This is a genomic window from Streptomyces sp. NPDC014733 (assembly GCF_043083385.1).
GTDB lineage: Bacteria > Actinomycetota > Actinomycetes > Streptomycetales > Streptomycetaceae > Streptomyces.
Genome location: NZ_JBIBYO010000027.1, coordinates 1 through 17467 on the forward strand (window position 1 = coordinate 1; position 17467 = coordinate 17467).

Annotated in this window: 17 protein-coding genes; 10 read left to right on the forward strand and 7 right to left on the reverse strand. The window is 71.2% G+C overall.

The window, feature by feature from the left end; genetic code table 11:
• Window positions 1-224 precede the first annotated feature (224 nt).
• Complete coding sequence (locus tag ACF1BH_RS30535; protein ID WP_391647663.1) at window positions 225-449, forward strand: hypothetical protein; 225 nt, start codon at window positions 225-227, stop codon at window positions 447-449.
• An 84-nt stretch (window positions 450-533) separates the two neighbouring features.
• Entirely contained in the window at window positions 534-1052 is a 519-nt protein-coding gene (locus ACF1BH_RS30540) for a SixA phosphatase family protein (protein ID WP_391647664.1), read from the forward strand.
• A gap of 423 nt (window positions 1053-1475) precedes the next feature.
• Here ACF1BH_RS30540 and serB read toward each other — a convergent pair whose 3' ends face one another.
• Window positions 1476-2717 (reverse strand): phosphoserine phosphatase SerB, encoded by a 1242-nt coding sequence (gene serB / locus ACF1BH_RS30545; RefSeq protein ID WP_391647666.1) that lies wholly within the window; start codon window positions 2715-2717, stop codon window positions 1476-1478.
• A 434-nt stretch (window positions 2718-3151) separates the two neighbouring features.
• On the opposite strand from serB, the gene ACF1BH_RS30550 reads away from it, so the two are divergent.
• Window positions 3152-5707, forward strand: a complete 2556-nt coding sequence (locus ACF1BH_RS30550; protein ID WP_391647667.1) for an FHA domain-containing protein — start codon at window positions 3152-3154, stop codon at window positions 5705-5707.
• Between the two features lie 80 nt (window positions 5708-5787).
• Here ACF1BH_RS30550 and ACF1BH_RS30555 read toward each other — a convergent pair whose 3' ends face one another.
• Window positions 5788-6522, reverse strand: a complete 735-nt coding sequence (locus ACF1BH_RS30555; RefSeq protein ID WP_391647668.1) for a transglycosylase SLT domain-containing protein — start codon at window positions 6520-6522, stop codon at window positions 5788-5790.
• Between the two features lie 326 nt (window positions 6523-6848).
• A complete protein-coding gene (locus tag ACF1BH_RS30560; protein ID WP_391647669.1) occupies window positions 6849-7550 on the reverse strand; it encodes a nitroreductase family protein in 702 nt (233 codons plus the stop codon).
• A gap of 338 nt (window positions 7551-7888) precedes the next feature.
• Here ACF1BH_RS30560 and ACF1BH_RS30565 point away from each other — a divergent pair, with 338 nt between their 5' ends.
• Complete coding sequence (locus ACF1BH_RS30565) at window positions 7889-9034, forward strand: GAF domain-containing sensor histidine kinase (RefSeq protein ID WP_391647670.1); 1146 nt, start codon at window positions 7889-7891, stop codon at window positions 9032-9034.
• Between the two features lie 118 nt (window positions 9035-9152).
• A complete protein-coding gene (locus tag ACF1BH_RS30570; RefSeq protein ID WP_391647678.1) occupies window positions 9153-9782 on the forward strand; it encodes a response regulator in 630 nt (209 codons plus the stop codon).
• A 113-nt stretch (window positions 9783-9895) separates the two neighbouring features.
• Here ACF1BH_RS30570 and ACF1BH_RS30575 read toward each other — a convergent pair whose 3' ends face one another.
• Window positions 9896-10708, reverse strand: coding sequence for a hypothetical protein (locus ACF1BH_RS30575; RefSeq protein WP_391647671.1), 813 nt, complete (start codon window positions 10706-10708; stop codon window positions 9896-9898).
• A 90-nt stretch (window positions 10709-10798) separates the two neighbouring features.
• Between ACF1BH_RS30575 and ACF1BH_RS30580 the strand changes: the two genes are divergently transcribed.
• The 4 genes from ACF1BH_RS30580 to ACF1BH_RS30595 all read left to right on the forward strand — a co-directional run bounded on the left by ACF1BH_RS30580 (window position 10799) and on the right by ACF1BH_RS30595 (window position 14006).
• Window positions 10799-11611 carry an ABC transporter ATP-binding protein gene (locus tag ACF1BH_RS30580; protein ID WP_391647672.1) on the forward strand — a complete coding sequence of 271 codons (813 nt, stop codon included), beginning with the start codon at window positions 10799-10801 and terminating at the stop codon, window positions 11609-11611.
• 60 nt (window positions 11612-11671) lie between these two features.
• Window positions 11672-12082, forward strand: coding sequence for an NfeD family protein (locus ACF1BH_RS30585; RefSeq protein ID WP_345085010.1), 411 nt, complete (start codon window positions 11672-11674; stop codon window positions 12080-12082).
• A gap of 121 nt (window positions 12083-12203) precedes the next feature.
• Window positions 12204-13139 (forward strand): SPFH domain-containing protein, encoded by a 936-nt coding sequence (locus ACF1BH_RS30590; protein WP_030289488.1) that lies wholly within the window; start codon window positions 12204-12206, stop codon window positions 13137-13139.
• Between the two features lie 102 nt (window positions 13140-13241).
• A complete protein-coding gene (locus ACF1BH_RS30595) occupies window positions 13242-14006 on the forward strand; it encodes a sulfite exporter TauE/SafE family protein (RefSeq protein ID WP_391647673.1) in 765 nt (254 codons plus the stop codon).
• 48 nt (window positions 14007-14054) lie between these two features.
• Here ACF1BH_RS30595 and ACF1BH_RS30600 read toward each other — a convergent pair whose 3' ends face one another.
• The 3 genes from ACF1BH_RS30600 to ACF1BH_RS30610 all read right to left on the reverse strand — a co-directional run bounded on the left by ACF1BH_RS30600 (window position 14055) and on the right by ACF1BH_RS30610 (window position 16361).
• Window positions 14055-14558, reverse strand: a complete 504-nt coding sequence (locus ACF1BH_RS30600; protein ID WP_391647674.1) for an HNH endonuclease — start codon at window positions 14556-14558, stop codon at window positions 14055-14057.
• Window positions 14559-14997: 439 nt separating this feature from the next.
• Window positions 14998-15537: a YbhB/YbcL family Raf kinase inhibitor-like protein gene (locus ACF1BH_RS30605; protein WP_391647675.1), complete on the reverse strand. Its 540-nt coding sequence runs from the start codon at window positions 15535-15537 to the stop codon at window positions 14998-15000.
• A gap of 41 nt (window positions 15538-15578) precedes the next feature.
• Window positions 15579-16361: a sporulation protein gene (locus ACF1BH_RS30610; protein ID WP_391647676.1), complete on the reverse strand. Its 783-nt coding sequence runs from the start codon at window positions 16359-16361 to the stop codon at window positions 15579-15581.
• 165 nt (window positions 16362-16526) lie between these two features.
• On the opposite strand from ACF1BH_RS30610, the gene ACF1BH_RS30615 reads away from it, so the two are divergent.
• The gene (locus ACF1BH_RS30615; protein WP_391647677.1) at window positions 16527-17177 is read left to right on the forward strand and encodes a DNA-3-methyladenine glycosylase; all 651 of its coding nucleotides are present in this window, start codon (window positions 16527-16529) and stop codon (window positions 17175-17177) included.
• The last annotated feature ends 290 nt before the right edge of the window (window positions 17178-17467 follow it).

The window sequence follows — 17467 nt, forward strand, 5'->3', positions numbered from 1 at the left end:
GTAGATGTCGCAATCCACACCGAGCCAGAAGGCCCTCACCCGTTCAAGCACCCCACGCGCGTGTCACCAACGTCCCGGGACAACACACCTAGGGGATCAGCCTCAGGGATCAGTGGGGGCTTTCCCGGATAGGAACGCCCACCCGTCCCCCGTACCTTCGAAGTACACCGCACCCCGCGGTACGCGCCCCCCCCGCGGCGCGCTTCGATCTCACGGAGGCGATCATGTCCACCGCGTCCCGCCGTCCCGCCGGCCCCGCGCCCCGGCACGACGCCGCCCGGCCCGCGCCGCGCACCGGGACCGCGCGGAGACAGCTGCCGTGGTGGGCGCTGGCACTCCCCGTCGCCACCTTCGCGATCCTGCTCGCCCTGCCGGTGACCTCCACCGCGCCGGCCCCCACCGCGGTGACGCGCCTGCTGGAGATAGCGGCCCGCACCCTCTCCGCCTGACCCGCCGCGGACCACGGTCACACCCCGGTGGGAGCCTCCCAACACCCCGCGCCCCGCGCCGCCTTTCATGCGAAGCTGGGACACATGAGCGCCGATACACCTCGCCGGATCGTCCTCCTCCGACACGCAAAAGCCGAATGGACACAAGACAGCGATCATGAGCGCCCGCTCGCCGACCGCGGCCGGATGGACGCCCCGGCAGCCGGACGGCGACTGGCCGGAGCCGGGATCACCCCCGAGCTCACTCTGTGCTCAACCGCCACCCGCACCCGTGAGACCTGGAAGCTCTTCGTCGGCGAACTGCCCCGGCGCCCCAAGACCGTCTACGACGAGCGGCTCTACGAGGCCTCGCTCGGCGAACTGATCGCGGTGCTCAACGAAACCTCCGACGAGGTGACCAACCTCCTCGTGGTCGGCCACAACCCCGGAGTGCACGCACTCGCCGACGCGCTGGCGGGCGAGGCGGAAGGAGATCTGCTGGCGCGCATGAACCGCGGTGGATTCCCGACGTCGGCGATGGCCGTCATCGAGTTCAACGGTTCCTGGAAGTCCGTCGAGCACGGCGTGGGACGCCTCACCGCGTACTGGCCGCCCCACGAGTGAGGTCCGCGGGCCCCGGGCTGCCGGAGAGACGGGCCCCGGCGTTTGCGGGGGCCTGAAGGGAGCGGGCCCCGACCTTGCGGGTGAGGGTCTGGGGGGGAGACGGCCTGTGCCTGGGGCTGCGGCCGAGAGGGGCCGTCCTGGGGGAGCTGGTGCCCGAGAGAGTCGGATGGGCCGTGGGCCTGAGAGACGTACGGGCTGCGGGCCCGAGAGAAGTACCGGCTGTGTGGCCGGGAAGTATGAACGGCCAGGTCGTCGGCGCTCACGAACCACCGGCGCCGACGAGCTGACCGCTCGGGGAGCGGGAGGGGAGGGTGGGGGGAGGGGGAGGGCCCCCAACAGGGCCCAGGCCCCCAAGCGCCCCCTCCAAGACCTCAAACCTCAGACCCCCAAAACCTCACCCCACCCCGCACCCCCCTCTACCCCTCACCCCACATGAGTCTCCGCCGCCTCGACCTCTTCCCGGGTGATCCCCAGCAGGTAGAGCACGGTGTCGAGGAAGGGCACGTTCACGGCGGTGTGTGCCGCCTCGCGGACGACCGGCTTGGCGTTGAAGGCGACGCCGAGGCCCGCGGTGTTGAGCATGTCCAGGTCGTTGGCGCCGTCGCCGATGGCGACGGTCTGCGCGAGCGGCACCCCGGCCTGGTGCGCGAAGCTGCGCAGCAGCCGTGCCTTGCCGGCCCGGTCCACGATCTCGCCGGTCACCTTGCCGGTGAACTTCCCGTCCGCGACCTCCAGGGTGTTGGCGGCGGCGAAGTCCAGCCCCAGCTCTTCCTGGAGCGCGTCGGTGACCTGCGTGAATCCGCCGGAGACGACGCCGACCTGGTAGCCGAGCCGCTTGAGGGTGCGGACGAGGGTGCGGGCGCCCGGCGTGAGCCTGACCTCCTTGCGTACCGTCTCCACGACGGACGCGTCGAGGCCGGCCAGCAGTGCGACCCGGGCGTGCAGCGACTGCTCGAAGTCCAGCTCACCGCGCATCGCCCGCGCGGTGACCTCGGCGACCTCCGCCTCGCATCCGGCGTGCGCCGCGAACAGCTCGATGACCTCGTCCTGGATCAGCGTCGAGTCGACGTCCATGACGACCAGCCGCTGCGCCCGGCGCTGGAGTCCCGCCGCCACCACGGCGACGTCCACGCCGAGGAGGGCCGCCTCGGGGGCCAGCACGGAGCGCAGCGCGTCCGTGGCGGCGCCGGACACCGCGAACTCCACGGCCGTCACCGGGTACTTGGCGAGCCGGAAAATACGGTCGATGTTGCCGCCGCAGGACGTTATGGCGGCGGTGATCGCGGCGGTGCACTCGGCGGTGAGCGGATGGCCCAGCACGGTGATGTGCGAGCGTCCGGTGCCGCGCGGACGGTTGTCGCCCCGGCCGGAGATGATCTCGGCCTGGAGGTTCAGCGATTCGGCCCAGCTGTGGACGGTGGCCCGCAGGCCGCCCTCGGAGGCCCCCTCGGCCCCGGTTGCGGGCGCGGTGATCAGGGCGCACAGCACTATGCGGCCACGGGTCACGACCTGTTCGATGTCGACGACGTCGACGGAGTAGGCGGCGAGGGTGTCGAAGAGACCTGCGGTGATGCCGGGCCGGTCCTTCCCGAAGATCTTCACGAGGAGGGTCGGTACGTCATCGCCCGGTACGGCGGTGGCAGGCGGGATCTGCGATGCGCTCATGGTGCCTTTACGGTAACCGCCCGGCGCGTCCGCCCGTACACCTGTCCGTTGGCCGGACCGGCGCACACGGCGAGCCGACCGCGCTTCCGGACCCCCGGTGACCGGCCGGGGAACCGGCTCTCCGCCCCCGTCCGGACGCCCCCGGACCGCCCCGCAGCTGATCGTTATGGACTCGTGTCCGCACCCTCTTCCGGCCCGTCCCGGCCCCTCCCGGCGGCTGGATCAGAGCGCTCCGCGGCCGGTTGCGGTGCACGGTTTCGCCGCTCCCGTGTGGTTTGACGGGTGCCGTCCGCGTCCCCGTACGGACGTCCCGTACGCGGTCCGCGCCGGGCCCGCGTCCCGGTTTCCGGTAGGCGGGCCGAGCCTGAAATAGTTCCCCACGATGTTCGCCATCCCTGGATTCCCATACAGGGCGTCACTCGGGGGACTATGTAATGGGGCGTGGAGTGCCTGAACTCGTACTGGAATTGAACGGTAGGACCTGGACGCTCGATCCGTCCCGGTCCTACATCGTGGGCCGTGATCCGCAGGGCGACATGGTGCTCGACGACGCCAGGGTCTCCTGGCGTCACGCCGTCGTGCGGTGGGCCGGACACAGCTGGGTCATCGAAGACCAGGGCAGCACCAACGGCACGTACGTCCAGGGTCAGCGGATCCAGCAGACGGAGATAGGTGCCGGTTCGGCCGTCCACCTCGGCAACGCCACCGACGGCCCGCGGATCACCCTGTCGGGCGCCGCCGCCCCGGCCGCCGCCCAGGGCGCCGGTGCCTACGGCGCGCCCGCCGCGGCGCCGCAGCAGGCCGCCGCGCAGGGCTGGCAGCAGCCGCCCGCCGACCGGCAGCCGCCCGTCGCGCAGGGCCACCAGCCGCCCGCCGGCGCCGGTCAGCCGTACGTCCCGCCGCAGCAGGACCGGCAGCAGCCCGCCCCGCAGGCGGGCGCGGCCCGGCCGCAGCCGGGCGGCGACCGCAGCCCCACCACGTTCCACCGCCTGGAACTCGACCGGGTGATGCGCATCGGTCGTGCGCTGGAGAACGAGCTGGTCGTCTCCGACCTCCAGGTCTCCCGCCACCACGCGGAGTTCCACGCCACCCCCGACGGCCGCTTCGAGATCCGTGACCTCGGCAGCCACAACGGCACCTACGTCAACGGTCAGCCGGTCCCCAAGTCCGGCTCCGCCGCCATCGGCCCGAACGACATCATCGGCGTCGGTCACTCCACGTTCCGCCTGGTCGGCGACCGGCTGGAGGAGTTCGTCGACACCGGCGACGTCTCCTTCTCGGCCCGCCACCTCACGGTCACCGTCGACGGCGGCAAGCAGATCCTCAAGGACGTCTCGTTCGGCGTCCCGGAGAAGTCGCTGATCGCCGTCATCGGCCCCTCCGGCTCCGGCAAGTCGACCCTCCTCAAGGCGCTCACCGGCTACCGCCCCGCCAACGAGGGCGATGTCCTCTACGACAACCGGAACCTCTACAAGCAGTTCGCCGAGTTGCGTCAGCGCATCGGCCTGGTCCCGCAGGACGACATCCTCCACAAGGAGCTGACCGTCCAGAAGGCGCTGCGCTACGCCGCCAAGCTCCGCTTCCCCGGGGACACCGCGGAGGCCGAGCGCGAGGCGCGGATCGACGAGGTGCTGCACGAGCTGAAGCTCCATGTGCACCGGGACAAGAAGGTCTTCTCGCTCTCCGGCGGCCAGCGCAAGCGCGTCTCGGTCGCCCTGGAGCTGCTGACCAAGCCGTCGCTGATCTTCCTCGACGAGCCGACCTCCGGCCTCGACCCGGGCATGGACCGCGACGTGATGCAGCTGCTGCGCGGCCTCGCCGACGACGGCCGTACCGTCCTGGTCGTCACGCACTCCGTCGCCGAACTGGCCATCTGCGACAAGCTGCTGGTCATGGCGCCGGGCGGCGGCGTCGCCTACTTCGGTCCGCCCGAGGAGGCGCTGAACTTCTTCCAGTACGACTCCTGGGCCGATGTCTTCTCGGCGTTCGAGAACTACCGCGACTACGACTGGATGGGCCGCTGGCGCGGTTCCCCGCACTACCAGATGTACGCGGCGGACATCGACGCGGTCGCCCCGCAGTCGGTGCAGATCCAGTCGCCGCCCGCCCGGATGCAGAAGTCGCAGAGCTGGGGCTCCCAGCTGTGGACGCTGATGCGCCGCTATGTCTCGGTGCTCGCCTCCGACCGCGGATTCCTGGTCCTGATGCTGGCGCTGCCCGCGGTCCTCGGCATCGTCTCGATGCTGATCCCCAGCGACTACGGCTTCGGGTACGGGCCGGAGAACCGGCACGGCGCCAACCGCGACGCCTCCACGATCATGCTGATCCTCGCGGTCGGCATGTGCTTCTCCGGCGCCGCCAACTCCGTCCGTGAGTTGATCAAGGAGCGGGTCATCTACGAGCGTGAACGGGCCACCGGCCTGTCGCGGTCGGCGTATCTGATGTCCAAGGTGATCGTTCTGGGGGTGGCCACCGCCTTCCAGGGCGTGATCATCTCGGCGATCGGCTTCTCCACGCGGACGATGCCCGCGGAGGGTGTGATCTTCCGCCACCTGCCGGGCGTCGAGATGACGCTGGCGATCATCGCGCTCGGCTTCACTTCGATGATGTTCGGCCTGATCATCTCCGCGCTGGTCAAGACCGCCGAGAAGACCATGCCGCTGCTGGTCATGTTCGCGATCGTCCAGGTCGTCTTCACCGGCGTGCTCTTCCAGCTGTTCGACACGATCGGCGTCGCGCAGTTCTCCTGGCTGATGCCGTCGCGCTGGGCCGTCGCCGCGATGGGCGCGACCGCCGACATGAACCGCCTGCTGCCGTGGGAGCCCGCCAACCTGGCCAAGGGGACGCCCGCCAACCCCGATCCGCTGTGGCAGCACCAGCCCGGCGTCTACCTGATGGACATGATCATCCTGATCACGCTCGGCGTCGCCCTCGCCTTCGTCGTGGCCCGCCTGCTGCGCCGCCACGAGCCGGAGGTCATGCGCAAGTGACCCGGTGCCCGTGACGTACCACCGCCGAGGGGCGGCACCCGTGATCGGGTGCCGCCCCTCGGCGGTCGGACGCGGTCCGCTCAGTAGGCGGAGTTGACGTTGTCCATCGAGCCGTACTTGTCGGCCGCGTAGTTGCAGGCGGCGGTGATGTTGGCGACCGGGTCGTAGATGTCCCAGGAGGTGCCGTCGACGTGGTACGTCTGGAAGGTCGGGGCGATCACCTGGAGCAGGCCCTTGGACGGCACGCCGTTGACGGCGTTGATGTCCCAGTTGTTGATGGCCATCGGGTTGCCCGCGGACTCCCGGATGATGTTCCGGTAGATGCCGTCGTACGAGCCGGGGATGCCCTTGTTGGCCATGATGTCGAGCGACTGGCGGATCCAGCCGTCGAGGTTGTTCGTGTAGGTCTTGACCGGGGTCTTCGCGGCGACGGGCAGGGCGGCGCGGTCGGTGGACCGGCTGGCGGTCTGCTGCGCGGCGCGTTCCTTGGCGGCCTTCGCCTTCGCGGCGGCCTCGGCCTTCGCCTGCGCGGCAGCCTTCGCCTTGGCGGCGGCCTCGGCCTTGCCGGCCTTGGTGGAGGCGTCCGCCTGCTTGGCGATGGTGGCCTGCTGGGTCTGCGCCGCACCGCCGACGGTGCTGCTGAAGGCGACCGGCTGCACGTGGGCGGCGGTGGCCTGGCCGGTGCTCTGGCCCGCGTCGGCGCCCGGTACGACGGTGAAGGCGAGGGCGGCGGCGCCGGCCGCGGCGATGCCGGCGGCGGAGAGCTTGTGGGTCCGCGTCAGGCGGTCAAGGCCGAAAAGGGCGTGCTTGGGCATGGCGAAGTAGACCTTCCGAAAGGGGGACGTCACAGGGAGCCGTTGGTGGCGGAGAACGCCGGGTGGGGACCGCGGCGCCGAGCGACGGGAGCCATTCTTAGCGGCCGTAAATTCGCCGGGCAACGAGGTGACATACGACCCGGAATAGTGGGACCGGGGTGCCCGATGCGGCGTCCCCCGGGGAAGAGTCCCAGCTCATGAGGGTTTACCGGGCGACTAAAGCGGGTCGTAGGTGACCTGGGCCCTATGCGCGGCGTCACACCCGGACAAGGTTTGCCTCGCCGGGTGTGATCGCAGTTGCACCGTACGTATGAGGCGAATAAGCCTCAGATTTCGACCAGGACCTGGTTAAGGGACTTTCGGATCAAATCCGGCACTTCGCACTTATCGGCCGGGTAGCCGACGGGGATCACGGCGAACGCCTTCTCATTGGCCGGGCGTCCCAGGACCTCCTGCAGGAACCGCATCGGGCTCGGGGTGTGCACCAGCGCGGCCAGCCCCGACAGATGCAGTGCGGACAGCAGCATCCCGACCGCGATGCCCACCGACTCGTCGACGTAGTAGTGCTTGCGCTTGCTGCCGTCCTCGCCCAGCCAGTGCCGCTGCTGGAACACCACGATCAGATACGGCGCATCGGTCAGATGCGGCTTGACCTCGTCCGTCCCCAGCGGGCGCAGTGCGGCCAGCCACTCCTCGCCCAGGCGCCCCTGGTAGGAGACGCGCTCCTCCTCTTCCGCCGCCGCCCGGATCCGCCGCCGCACGTCCGGGTCCTTGACCAGGACGAACGTCCACGGCTGCTGATGCGCCCCGGACGGTGCGGTCGCCGCGCAGGCGATGGCGTCCCGGACGGCCTGCTCGGGCACCGGGTCGGTGGAGAACTGCCGCACGGTCCGCCGCTCGTCCATCCGTGCCCGCAGCTCTGCCGCGCGGGTGAGCGACTCCGCCGCAGGTATCCGCGCGGGACGGTACGGAACGCCTCGGTAAGGGTCGCCGTGGGTCGGGGTCCAGGTCCTCGTCGCTTCTGTCATGCGCCGAGTCTGGAACCGCGGACGCCTCCCCGGGGTGCGGACCGCCGAATCCGCGGACTTCGGCGCGATCCGCACGTTGGGGGAGGAGAGTGGAGGAGGGTGTGCGTGCAATGTCCCTATATAGGGGACTAGGGGATGTTTAGGTTAAAGGTGAAAAATGACTGTTGCGCCGGAAATGGCGGCCGCTTGTCCAGAGGGCGTCCGTAGCAGCCCGTCGTTCGCCCGGAGGGCGTCGCGCGCCGGACGGGACCGTGCGGGCACGCCTAGGTCCGCAGACCGAGGACCGGCACGGCGGCGGACCGATACGCCCCTCGCCGGGCGCCGGTACGGTGAAACGTATGACCAACGGACCGGGAGCCGGAATCCCCGCGGTGAGCAGCGCGATCCTCGCGATGAGCCGGCATCTGGAGGTGCGCGACGTCCTCAAGACGATCGTCGCCTCGGCCCGGGAACTGCTCGACGCCGAATACGCCGCCCTCGGCGTGCCCGACGATCACGGCGGCTTCGCGCAGTTCGTGGTCGACGGCGTCAGTGAGGAGCAGTGGAAGGCCATCGGCCCGCTGCCCCGCCAGCACGGCATCCTCGCCGCGATGCTCCACCAGGCCACCCCCGAGCGCCTCGCCGACGTCCGCCAGGACCCCCGCTTCGGCGGCTGGCCCGCCGCCCACCCCGACATGTCCGACTTCCTGGGGCTGCCGGTCGCCGACGGCGACGAGATCCTCGGCGCCCTCTTCCTGGCCAACAAGCGCTGCCCCAAACCGGCCGGCGGCTGCGGTTTCACCGCCGAGGACGAACGCCTCCTGGGCATCCTCGCCCAGCACGCCGCCATCGCCCTCACCAACGCCCGCCTCTACGAACGCAGCCGTGAACTGACCATCGCGGGGGAGCGCGCCCGCCTCGCCCACGAGCTGCACGACGCCGTCGCCCAGAAGCTCTTCTCGCTCCGGCTCACCGCCCAGGCGGCCACCGCACTCGTCGACCGCGACCCGGACCGCGCCAAGTGCGAACTGCACCAGGTCGCCGCGCTGGCCGCCGAGGCCGCCGACGAACTGCGCGCCGCCGTGGTCGAGCTGCGCCCCGCCGCCCTCGACGAGGACGGGCTGGTCGCCACCCTCCGCTCCCAGGCCCAGGTCCTCGACCGTGCCCACAGCGCCCGCGTCACCTTCGGCGCCCAGGGGGTCCGCGCCCTGCCCTCCTCCCAGGAGGAGGCGCTGCTCCGCGTCGCCCAGGAGGCGCTCCACAACGCGCTGCGGCACAGTGGCGCCGGGCGCGTCGACGTCACCCTCGCCCGGCACGGCCAGGGCGCGCTGCTCCGGGTCGCCGACGACGGCTGCGGCTTCGACCCCGGCGCGGTCCGGACGGCCGGCCGTCACCTGGGCCTGGTGTCGATGCGCGACCGCGCCAACGGCGTCGGTGGCGTGCTCACCGTGAAATCGGAGCCCGGCCAGGGCACCGCTGTAGAGATGGAGGTGCCCGGTGGCTGAGAACGCCCCAACCGGCAACCGAGCTGAACAGCGCGACGGCCGCGAGCCGCGCCGCGTCCCCCCGGGTGCCGCCCCCGCCGCCGAGGCCCCCGCGGACCCCGCGGGCGGCACCGGAACCATCCGGGTGCTGCTGGTCGACGATCATCAGGTGGTCCGCCGCGGGTTGCGGACGTTCCTGGAGATCCAGGACGACATCGAGGTCGTGGGCGAGGCCGCCGACGGGACGGAAGGCATCGCCGCCGCCGAACGGCTGCGCCCCGACGTCGTCCTGATGGACGTCAAGATGCCCGGCACGGACGGCATCGAGGCGCTGCGCACCCTGCGCGAACTGACCAATCCCGCCCGGGTGCTGATCGTCACCAGCTTCACCGAACAGCGCACCGTCGTCCCCGCCCTGCGCGCCGGGGCCGCCGGCTATGTCTACAAGGACATCGATCCCGAGGCGCTGGCCGGCGCCATCCGCTCCGTCCACGCCGGGCACGTGCTGCTCCAGCCGGAGGTGGCCGGTGCCCTCCTCGCCCAGGAGGAGGGCGGCACCGGCCAGGGCCGGGGCACCACGCTCACCGAGCGGGAGAACGAGGTGCTGGGCCTGATCGCCGACGGACGCTCCAACCGCGAGATCGCCCGCGCGCTCGTCCTCTCCGAGAAGACCGTCAAGACGCATGTCTCCAACATCCTCATGAAGCTGGACCTCGCCGACCGCACCCAGGCCGCCCTCTGGGCGGTCCGCCACGGGGTGGGCGGCTGACCGGCCACCGAGCGGCCGGCCCGGAACGCGCACCGGGCCGGGGCGCGCCACCGGTCGGTACGCCGGACCACACCGGACCGGGGGCAGCCGCACGCCCCGGCCCGGACCGTCGCTCACCCCCGCCGCTCACGCTCCTCCACCGCCGCGTTGTACGCCGCGACCTGCGCCCGCCGGGCCGTACGCTCCACCGGACGCAGCGCCTCCGCGCGGGCCGCGATCTCCGACGAACTGACCGCGCCGCCGTGCTCCCGGCCGTCCCCGCCCGCACCCCGCGCGATGGCGAGCAGCGCCCCCACCCGCTGGGCCAGCTCCAGCACCCGCGCCGCACGCGGCGGATACCCGGGCGCCAGCACCTGACGCCCGGCCTCGGCCCGCGCCCGGTACGCCTCCAGTGCCGCCTGGGCCACCGGACCGGACCCGGCCACGTCCAGCCGCGTCAGCGCCTCGGTCGCCTCCCGCAACGCCTCCGCCAGCTCCCGCTCCGCCTCGCCCAGCGACGGCACATCGGCGGGCGGCGCCTCCCGCACCGGCAGGCACTCCCACACCACCTCGACATGGACGTCCTGCCCGGAGCCGCCGTCCGGCCCCGCGCGATGTATCTCCGGCACCAGACCGACCCCGGCGCCCGTGGCCAGCACCGCCTCCCCGGCGTCCAGCGCCCGGGCGTTGAACTCCGGCGGTCCGCTCAGCCCCAGCGGATGCCCCGGCGCGGGCAGCGCGACCCGCAGCCCCACCGCCCCCATCGCCCGCAGCCGGCCGAGCGCCAGCGTCAGTCCCACCGGCGCGGCCTCACCCGGCAGGCCCCGCACCCGGTGCACGGCGTCGTCGTCCGCGATCTGCTCCGCGGCATCATCAAGCGAGACAAGTCCGGCCAAAAGGGCATTTCCCCATGCCGCCAGCCGTCCCGAACGAGGTTCATCGAGCATGGCCCCCAGCCTAGGGAACGGCACTGACATCGAGTGGCGTAGGTTTGCACGGGGGAGGCGCCCGCAGGCGCACGTGACGACCGAGAAACAATGGGAGACAGGGCACTCATGAGCGATGTGCTGGAGCTGGTGGACGTATCCGTGGTCCGCGAAGGGCGGGCTCTGGTGGACCAGGTCTCCTGGTCGGTGAAGGAGGGTGAGCGCTGGGTCATCCTCGGCCCCAACGGCGCCGGCAAGACCACCCTGCTCAACCTCGCCTCCAGCTACCTCTTCCCCACCAAGGGCAGCGCCACCATCCTCGGCGAGCGCCTCGGCCGGGTCGACGTCTTCGACCTCCGCCCGCGTATCGGCATCGCCGGCATCGCCCTCGCCGACAAGCTCCCCCGCAGCCAGACCGTCCTGCAGACCGTGCTCACCGCCGCCTACGGCATGACCGCCCACTGGCAGGAGAACTACGAGGACATCGACGAGCAGCGCGCCCGCGCCTTCCTCGACCGCCTCGGCATGAACGAGTACCTCGACCGGAAGTTCGGCACCCTCTCCGAGGGCGAGCGCAAGCGCACCCTCATCGCGCGCGCCATGATGACCGACCCCGAGCTGCTCCTCCTCGACGAGCCCGCCGCCGGCCTCGACCTCGGTGGCCGCGAGGACCTCGTCCGCCGCCTGGGCCGCCTCGCCCGCGACCCGTACGCCCCCTCGATGGTGATGGTCACCCACCACGTCGAGGAGATCGCCCCCGGCTTCACCCACGTCCTGATGATCCGTCAGGGCAAGGTCCTCGCCGCCGGTCCCCTCGACCTCGAACTGACCTCCGCCAACCTCTCCCGCTGCTTCGGTCTCCCCCTGATCGTCGAGCGGAACGGCAGCGACCGCTGGACCGCCCAGGGACTGCCCCTTTCCTGACGCTTTACGCCCTGTTCCCGCGGAGCGCCCCCGCCCTACCATGAAGCGGTGGACGCATGGGTGTGGTGGCTGATCGCCGCCGTGGGGCTGGGAATTCCGCTCGTCGTGACCGCGATGCCCGAGTTCGGGATGTTCGCGGTCGGCGCCGTCGCAAGTGCCGTCACCGCAGCGCTCGGTGGCGGCACCGTCATACAGTTCCTCGTCTTCGCCGCGGTCTCCGTCGCGCTCGTCGCCGTCGTCCGCCCCCTCGCCAACCGCCACCGCACCCAGCGACCCGTCCTCGCCTCCGGCATCGACGCCCTCAAGGGAAAGAGCGCCACCGTCCTGGAGCGCGTCGACGGCGCCGGGGGCCGCATCAAGCTCGGCGGCGAGATCTGGTCGGCCCGCGCCCTCGACGGCGACCGCGCCTACGAACCCGGATCCCAGGTCGACGTCGTGGAGATCGAAGGCGCCACCGCCGTGGTGATCTGACCGGAAAGCGTTGTGGTCATCTGACCGGAACGCGCTGACGACGCACCACGAGTCTGAAAGACTCGATCAACACCCAAGCCGGCCACGGCCGGAGGACCAGACGAAGGGCACGGGAGTCGCAGTGGCACCGATCATCATCGTCCTGATCATCCTGGTGGTGCTCGTGTTCATCGCACTCATCAAGACGATCCAGGTCATCCCCCAGGCGAGCGCCGCCATCGTCGAGCGCTTCGGCCGTTACACCCGCACCCTCAACGCGGGCCTCAACATCGTCGTCCCGTTCATCGACTCGATCCGCAACCGCATCGACCTCCGCGAACAGGTCGTGCCGTTCCCGCCGCAGCCGGTGATCACCCAGGACAACCTCGTCGTCAACATCGACACCGTCATCTACTACCAGGTCACGGACGCCCGTGCCGCGACCTACGAGGTCGCCAGCTACATCCAGGCGATCGAGCAGCTCACCGTCACCACGCTCCGCAACATCATCGGCGGCATGGACCTGGAGCGCACCCTGACCTCCCGCGAGGAGATCAACGCGGCGCTGCGCGGCGTCCTCGACGAGGCCACCGGCAAGTGGGGCATCCGCGTCAACCGCGTCGAGCTGAAGGCCATCGAGCCGCCGACCTCCATCCAGGACTCGATGGAGAAGCAGATGCGCGCCGACCGTGACAAGCGCGCAGCCATCCTCCAGGCCGAGGGCACCCGGCAGTCCCAAATCCTGACCGCCGAGGGTGAGAAGCAGTCCGCCATCCTCCGCGCCGAAGGTGAGGCCAAGGCCGCCGCGCTCCGCGCCGAGGGTGAGGCGCAGGCGATCCGTACCGTCTTCGAGTCCATCCACGCCGGCGACCCGGACCAGAAGCTGCTGTCGTACCAGTACCTCCAGATGCTCCCGAAGATCGCCGAAGGCGACGCCAACAAGCTCTGGATCGTGCCCAGCGAGATCGGCGACGCCCTCAAGGGCCTCGGCGGCGCCCTCGGCAACTTCACCCCCGGCGGCGGCAAGGACCCGCTCGTCAAGACCCCCACGCCCCGCCAGGCACCGCCCATCGACTGACCCACCTGCTCTCAGGGGGTGTCTGCCCGGTCACACCGACCGGGGAGACACCCCCTGTTGCATGATCGGACGCATCCGCACCGGACGACCACGGGGGATCGCGTGACCACCTGGGAAGCACTCGCCGTCCTCGCCGCGGGCCTCGGCGCCGGAACGATCAACACCGTCGTCGGCTCCGGCACCCTCATCACCTTCCCGGTGCTGCTCGCCGTCGGCCTCCCACCCGTCACCGCGAATGTCTCCAACACCCTCGGCCTGGTGCCCGGTTCGCTCAGCGGTGCCTTCGGCTACCGCCGCGAACTGACCGGCCAGCGCCCCCGCATCCTCCTCTTCGGCACCGCCGCCCTCCTCGGCGGCGCCACCGGCGCGGTCCTGCTGATCGCCCTGCCGTCCCGGGCCTTCGACGCGATCGTCCCCGTACTCGTCGGCCTCGCACTCGTCCTCGTCGTCGTCCAGCCCCGCCTCGCCGCGGTCCTCCGCGCCCGCCGGGCCCGCAACGGCACCGCGCCCCGCCGCCACGGCGGCCCCGTCCTCTTCACCGGACTGCTGCTCGCCAGCGCCTACGGCGGCTACTTCGGCGCCGCCCAGGGCGTCCTCTACCTCTCGATGGCGGGCCTGGTGCTCGACGAGAGCCTGCAACGGCTCAACGCCCTCAAGAACGTCCTCACCCTGCTGGTCAACGGCGTCGCCGCGGTGATCTTCCTCTTCGTCGCACACTTCGACTGGACGGCCGTCGCCCTCCTCGCCACCGGCTCGGCCCTCGGCGGCCGCATCGGCGCGATCATCGGCCGCAGGCTGCCGCCCGCCGTCCTGCGCACCGTCATCGTCCTCGTCGGCGTGGTGGCCATCGTCCAACTCGTCCGCTGAGGCAGCTGCCCCACGACGCGGCCGGACGACGGCCACCGTGCCCGTGCGTCACGCCGCGGGCGACGCCCACTCCGGCAACTCCTCCCGCACGGACACCCCGAGCGCCGACAGCATCGCCTCCGCGGGCGTCGGCTCGAACGGCCGCCGCAGCAGCCGCATCCCGGCCTGCTCCGGCGTACGGTCCGCCTTCCGGTGGTTGTCCTCCGCACAGGAAGCGACGGTATTCAGCCACGTGTCACCGCCGCCGTGCGAGCGCGGTACGACGTGATCGACGGTCGTCGCCCGCCGCCCGCAGTACGCGCACCGGTGCTGATCCCGCACCAGCACACCCCGCCGCGACCACGGAGCCCATCTTCGGAACGGCACCCGTACGTACCGGCTGAGCCGGATCACCTGCGGCACCGGCACCTCCACCGAAGCGGCCCGGATCCGCAGCCCCGGATGCGCGTGCTCGACGACGGCCTTCTCCTGCATCACCAGCACCACGGCCCGACGCGACGTCACCGTCGACAGCGGCTCGAAGCTCGCGTTGAGCACCAGCGTCTCGCGCATCCCGCCCACCTCCCGGCCCGTTCGCCCCCGCGGCGAAGTGGCTCCACTGTGCAGGGGAAGCATTTCCCGCCACAACGCAATTTCCCCATGCCACAAGGGAAATGACGAGTAATCGGCAGACGAAGGGAAGGCGACCCGCCCGGGTGCGCGAAGCGCCCGGAACACCACGGGCGACAGACGTACGACATCCGGGCACGGCCCGGCAAAAGGGGGAGTGCGCCCCGGATCCCACCCCCGTGTACCGCTCGGATCCGGAGCGTACGGCGACCGGCGAGGCGACCGGACGCACCACGCGCCCGGCCCCGGCGAGCAGGGGGCGACACACCTGCGCCCCGGCGCTCCCGCCGCAGCGGTACCGGCTGCCCGGCGGCCCGAAGGAGCCACCGACCGGAACCACCCTGCGTGCGAGGAACACCGGGGCGCAACGCAATTACGGGCCTCAGCCCTCCGCGGGCACCTCGAACTCGGCCACCAACTGGGCCCGACCGAGCGTGTGGAACCGCAGATTGAAGCCGACCACCGCGGGCGACGCGTCGCCGTCGGGACCCAGCTTCTCCTGGTCGACGGCGTACACCGTGAAGACGTACCGGTGCGGACCGTCCCCGGGCGGCGGCGCCGCGCCGCCGAAGTCCCGCGTCCCGTAGTCGTTACGGACATGGACCGCGCCCGCGGGCAGCCCCGTCATCGCACCGGACCCGGCACCCGCCGGCAGCTCCGTCACCGACGCCGGGATGTCGAACACCGACCAGTGCCAGAATCCGCTGCCGGTCGGCGCATCCGGATCGAAGCAGGTGACGGCGTAGCTCTTCGTCCCCGCGGGCGCACCTTCCCACCGCAGCTGCGGCGAACGGTTGCCCTCGGCGTACACCTGCGCGGAACCCAGCGTCCCGCCCGGCGCCACCTCGTCGCTCGCCACCGCGAACTCCGGTACCTGCGGGTGGAAATCGTGCGGGAGCGGCCGCCGCTTCAGCTCGGACACCTCGACACCTCCTGGTCGCTTGCTGACACTGTCCGGCCAGGTTAGAGCCAGTTCCGCTTCCCGCCGACCTCGGCCAGCCAGTGGTTCAGATACCCCGCCCAATCGGTCTGCCCGAAGTCGTGCAGCCCCATCGTGAACGACCGGTACGTGTCCGACCCGTCGCTGATCAGCCCGCCCTTCTTGTCCATCTCCAGCACCACGTCCATCTCCCGGTCGTCGGCGACGAACGACAGCTCGACCTCGTTGAGCCCGCGGTACTGCTGAGGTGCGGAGAATTCGATCTCCTGGTAGAAGGGCAGCCGCTGCCGCGTCCCGCGGATGTGCCCCTGCTCCAGATCGGCCGCCTTGAAGCGGAAACCGAGCTGCCCGAACGCGTCCAGGATCGCCTGCTGCGCCGGAATCGGGTGCACGTTCACCGGGTCGAGGTCCCCGGAGTCCACCGCCCGCGCGATCGCCAGCTCCGTCGTCACGCCCACGCTCATCCCGCGCAGATGCTGCCCGAGGAACATGGTGATCGGCGTCTCCCAGGGGATCTCCAGCCCGAACGGCACGGTGTGCACCGCACCGGCCTGCACCTGGAACGCCCCGCCGAGCTGCATCTCGGTGAACTGGATGTTGCGCTTGTACTCCTCGTCGCCGCTCTCCACCTCGACGCGCGCCTGCAACCCGACCGACAGTCCCTGGATCTCCTGGGCCACCGATCCGCCCTGGATCCGCACCTCACCCTGAACGACGCCACCGGGCACGACGTTCTCCTCGAAGAGCACCGTCTCCACCGACGCGCCTCCGGCCCCCAAGCTCGCCAGCAGCTTCTTGAACCCCATGTCCGTCCTCCCCAGGCCCGACGCCTGACATCGCTCCGGCGGCCGCGCTCACGGCCCGCCTGCTGTCGACGGCAACCGGCGGCCGCCGGTTCCCGCGCCCAGCCTCCCAAGGGCGTCTGCCCGCGCCACGTCACCCCCCTCTTTTCTGCACTACTCTCGGCGCACATGACCGACGTACCGGAACGTATGCCGCTCACGCACGCCTTCTTCGACCGTCCCGTGCTGGAGGTCGCCCCCGATCTCCTCGGCCGCACCCTCGTGCGCACCACCCCGGACGGCCCGATCGAACTGCGCCTCACCGAGGTGGAGGCATACGCCGGCGAACGCGACCCCGGCTCCCACGCCTACCGGGGCCGCACCCCGCGCAACGCCTCGATGTTCGGCCCGCCCGGCCACGCGTACGTCTATTTCATCTACGGCATGTGGTTCAGCCTCAATTTCGTCTGCGGTCCGGAGCACCACGCGAGCGGGGTCCTGGTACGCGCCGGGGAGGTCCTCACCGGTACGGAACTGGCACGGGCCCGCCGCCCCAAGGCCCGCCGCCCCCACGAGCTGGCCCAGGGACCGGCCCGCCTCGCCACCGCCCTCGGCATCGACCGCACCCTCGACGGCACCGACCTCTGCACCGGCCCCGGCGCACCCCTCTCCGTCCTCCACGGCCGTCCACCCGCCCCCGAGCAGGTACGGAACGGCCCCCGCACAGGTGTCGGCGGCGACGGTGCGGCCCATCCGTGGCGCTACTGGATCGAGGGCGAGCCGACGGTCAGCCGGTACCGCCCGCATGTACCGCGGCGCCGTACCGTGCGGGCCACGTGACCCGCACCGCAGCTCCTTGACTCCGGGAACCGGAACGTCTAACGTGGCCCGAGCCGCTGGAGATGGGCAGCGCTATCTGCGCAGCCGGACGGCGGCACCACCACTACTCAAGCTCGATCCCCGAACGGGGTCACTTTCGCATTGCCGAAATTCGACCGCGTCGCTCGATTACGGGTTATCCGGGAATTCCGCTAGAGTAGTGACCACGCCAAGGCGCCGCAAACGAAAGTAAGCAGCCCGAGGCAAACCCCTCCGACGGGTAATCGGAAACGAATTCGGACCGGAAACGG